Annotated in this window: 3 protein-coding genes; 1 reads left to right on the top strand and 2 read right to left on the bottom strand. The window is 50.1% G+C overall.

Going from position 1 to position 3,522, the window contains the following annotated elements; genetic code table 11:
- Positions 1-1,340, bottom strand: a 1,340-nt coding sequence (dacB, locus tag Q0X35_RS06200) for a D-alanyl-D-alanine carboxypeptidase/D-alanyl-D-alanine-endopeptidase (RefSeq protein WP_297566595.1), incomplete at its 3' end; no start/stop codon positions are given.
- A 189-nt stretch (positions 1,341-1,529) separates the two neighbouring features.
- On the opposite strand from dacB, the gene Q0X35_RS06195 reads away from it, so the two are divergent.
- Positions 1,530-2,036: an inorganic diphosphatase gene (locus tag Q0X35_RS06195; protein WP_297566593.1), complete on the top strand. Its 507-nt coding sequence runs from the start codon at positions 1,530-1,532 to the stop codon at positions 2,034-2,036.
- Positions 2,037-2,115: 79 nt separating this feature from the next.
- Here the strand turns inward: Q0X35_RS06195 and Q0X35_RS06190 are convergent, their stop codons facing one another.
- Positions 2,116-3,336 (bottom strand): C40 family peptidase, encoded by a 1,221-nt coding sequence (locus tag Q0X35_RS06190; RefSeq protein WP_297566591.1) that lies wholly within the window; start codon positions 3,334-3,336, stop codon positions 2,116-2,118.
- Between the last annotated feature and the right edge of the window lie 186 nt (positions 3,337-3,522).

Here is a 3,522-nt window from a genome sequence, read left to right as displayed (position 1 = left end):
TCATCTATCGCCACGCGCGCGCCATAAAGCGTACCGGGTTTAATATCATCGGCAATAATAGCAAAAATAAGGGGACGCCCAGCTTTTGTATAGATAAATCCAGCTAAAGAGCTTACGTTTTCTAAAGATCCCGTTTTCGCACGCACTTTCCCAGCCATATCGGTACTATGAAATCTATCGCGCAGAGTCCCTTTTAGAGAAGCCACCGGCAATCCCGCCGGTAAAGCTGCTAAAGAACATTTATCACAATCCCATACCCCTTGCAGCACCTGCCCCAGCAAGGCAGCGGTGAGGCGATTTTGCTCAGATAGACCGCTAGAATCAGCCAAATTTATACCGGTAAGAGAGTATCCTTGCTCAGCTAACACCGCTTTCACACTCTTTCCGGCTCCCACAAAATCTGCTCGCTCACCTTTCGCAGCTGCGAGAAGATGCCCAAGTGTCTCCGCCAAAGAATTATCAGATTCTTTTAAGCAGACCTCAATAATTTCGCGCAGTGGAGCCGAAAGTACCCGAGCTATTTCCGTTGCTTTTTCTGGAGCAGCCGCATTCGGCACTAAATTCACTTCAATTCCGGCTGCCTCTAAGTGTTGGCGAAAGACTTCACCTGCTACTTGCCCCGGATGTGGCTCCGGATAAGGAGGCTCTCGAAAATTTCTATTTATTGCTAGCGGAGAACTCTCCATAACCCAGTTTTGCTCAGTCTCTCCTAAACCATCTACCCAATCGGGGCCAGAAAAAAGTGATTCATCTACGGCCAAATCGACGCTAGTGATTTGTTTCTTTTTTAATTCCGCTGCGGCCGCCCGCGCCAGATCTCCTAATCCGCTGTAGCCCACTACCTTATCTTTATTGCCCTTATCAGCTGCGAGGAGAATATCTCCTCCCCCCACTAAATAGAGTTTTTTGCCCGCGAGCTTCACTTGCGTAGGAAATTGCGCATCCGGCCCGAGCTCTTGCAAGGCAGCTGCCGCCGTCAATATCTTATTGGTAGAAGCGGGCACTGCCGGGCGCTGCGCATCTAAACTTGCTAGAACTTTTTTACTGGGAGCATCTATGACGGTTGCCGAAACTTTCCCGCTCATTCGCTTATCTTGCTGCAGCTGCTCCAGTTTCTGTTGCAGAGCTGCCGCTGCCGGTATAGCAATTTCTGAGTAATCACGGCTCGGTAAATCCAGAGACTCGATTGCTGCCCCTGCCTCCGGAGCCGGGTAAGCAGCTGCTTTATTTTGCGGCTCTTGGAGCGTGTACCATCCCGGCACTATATCCCAGGCGTCGGCACATATATAAAGCCCCAGCACACTCACTAGAGCCAAAATTGCTATTTTCGTTCTACTCATTCGCAAATTTTCCCACACTGCCTGGCGTTAAAAGTACTAACGTGCACATTATAAGGGCAGTTACTACTATTTTTCCTCTCTAAGCAAGGTAAGATTAAAGAGATAGAAATTTGTAAAAATCGCCGGCGGCGCTCCGAGCGGTAGATATCTACCGGGAATTTTGCTCCGGTTAAAAATAAGGAGGATTTAATGGAATTCGATGTACTCATTGAAATTCCGAAAGGTAACCGGAATAAGTACGAACTCGACCATGAAACGGGGCGTATCCGCTTAGACCGTCTACTTTTCACCTCTACCCGCTATCCAGATGATTATGGATTTATCGAAGGTACGCTAGGAGAAGATGGCGATCCTTTGGACGCCTTAGTAATTCTCGAAGAAGCGACTTTCCCCGGTTGCGTAATACGCTGCCGCGCCCTCGGTATGTTCCGGATGTCAGATGAGTCCGGCGGAGACGACAAGGTGCTCTGCGTGCCCGCCAGCGATCAAAGAGCTGCTTGGCGCACGGAAATTGAAGACGTATCCGAGTTCCACCGTCTAGAAATTCAGCATTTTTTTGAAGTATATAAAGAACTAGAACCAGGTAAATCCGTAGAAGGCGCCCACTGGGTAGGGCGTGCAGAAGCCGAAGCAGAAATTGCTCGCTCCTATGAGCGCGCTGCTGCCGATGACCACTACAAAAAATCAGCCAAATAAGTTCTTGCCTATATAAAGGTGGGGCGGGAAATTATTTTCCCGCCCCACTTTTATTTAAGCCTTAGTAGTTTAGCTCAGCTTAGTTCACTATCCGCAGATAGATTGGATTACCCCAAACTGGCTTCACCGAAGTGCCCATACCGGGGCTGTGCGCCGCTATGTGCATACCGCCTCCCACGTATATTCCTACGTGACCCGGCCAGTGCATAATATCGCCGGGGCGAGCTTGCGAAGCCGGCACCTGCAGATGCCCATACTTGGCATACATCATATAAGAACTATGGGGCAAACTAATACCGAAATGCTGATACACATAGGAAACAAATCCCGAGCAATCCCAGCCAGCCGGAGTGCTTCCGCCCCATACATAGGGAACCCCGGAGAACTGCTGTGCATAAGCCGCAATTTGTGGCCCTAAACCAGCTGGAGCAGCGGGCTGCGGAGCCGGCGCCGGAGTTGGAGCAGGGGCCGGTGCAGGAGTTGGAGCAGGGGCCGGTGCAGGAGTTGGAGCAGGGGCAGGCGTCGGAATCGGAGTCGGAGAGCTCTGCTGGGCAGCTTCCACTACACTAGCTGCTGCCGCATTGGCACGCGCCACCCGCTCTGCTTCCATTTGCGCCAAACGCGCTCTTTCCGCCTCTACACTAGTAGCCCGCTCAGCTGCTAATTTTGCAGCTAAAGCATCTCGTCGCTTAGTGGCACTGGCAATTTGTTTATCTACTGCCGCCGCTGCCGATTGCGCAGCTGCTACCGCACTCTCGGCTTTTTCCGCCTGCTTAGATTGCTCAGCCGCTTTTGCATCTGCCTTAGCTTGCAAAGTAGCGGAAGTCTTACTCAATTCTTCAAAGCGTTGAATCTTCGCATCGGTGCCACTAGCTAATAAATCAAAAGCTTGCGATCGATGCAATGCACTCTCTAAATTATCGGCACCAAATATATAGTGAGCATCACGCAGATTACCAGCTGAATCCTGATACATTGCCTGGGCAATAGATCCTAGGCTACGCTGCGCATCCTGTAAGTCTTTTTTGACGGCGTCTGCCTTTTCTTGCGCCTTAACTGCTTCGTCAATCGAAGCCAAAAGCGCTCCCTGCGTCTTAATCGCATCGGCCTGCGCCTGCGCCGCATTAGCTTGCGCTTTATCGCTCTCCGCTGCGAGCTGTTGCAGTTCTTCTTCAATAGCAGCTACGGTGGTTTGACCTTGCCCAGCGCCGTCTGGCACCGCATAGGCCACCGCAGTGGCAGATATCGGTAACAGCAAAGCGGCGCTCACTACAGCCGCTTTCTTCACTAAACGCTTCATATAATGACCTATCTTGCCTTCCGCAATTGCCTTACTCTAAGCTATCTCGATTTTCAAGGTTCTCCACGGTGTGTCGAAAACCTATCTGTAACGAGAATATAACAAAGACTAACAATTTTAAACAGATAAATCAAAATTCCCACAATTCACATTCATTACTTTTGTAACATTTACATCATTTTTAAC

This window comes from uncultured Arcanobacterium sp., from assembly GCF_947253055.1.
Taxonomy (GTDB): Bacteria; Actinomycetota; Actinomycetes; order Actinomycetales; family Actinomycetaceae; genus Arcanobacterium_A.
This window is presented reverse-complemented; position numbering and strand designations above follow the sequence as displayed.

Excerpts from the sequence above, each read along its gene's own strand:
- Q0X35_RS06195 (WP_297566593.1), top strand. The coding sequence starts at position 1,530 with ATGGAATTCGATGTACTCATTGAAATTCCGAAAGGTAACCGGAATAAG.
- Q0X35_RS06190 (WP_297566591.1), bottom strand. The coding sequence starts at position 3,336 with ATGAAGCGTTTAGTGAAGAAAGCGGCTGTAGTGAGCGCCGCTTTGCTG.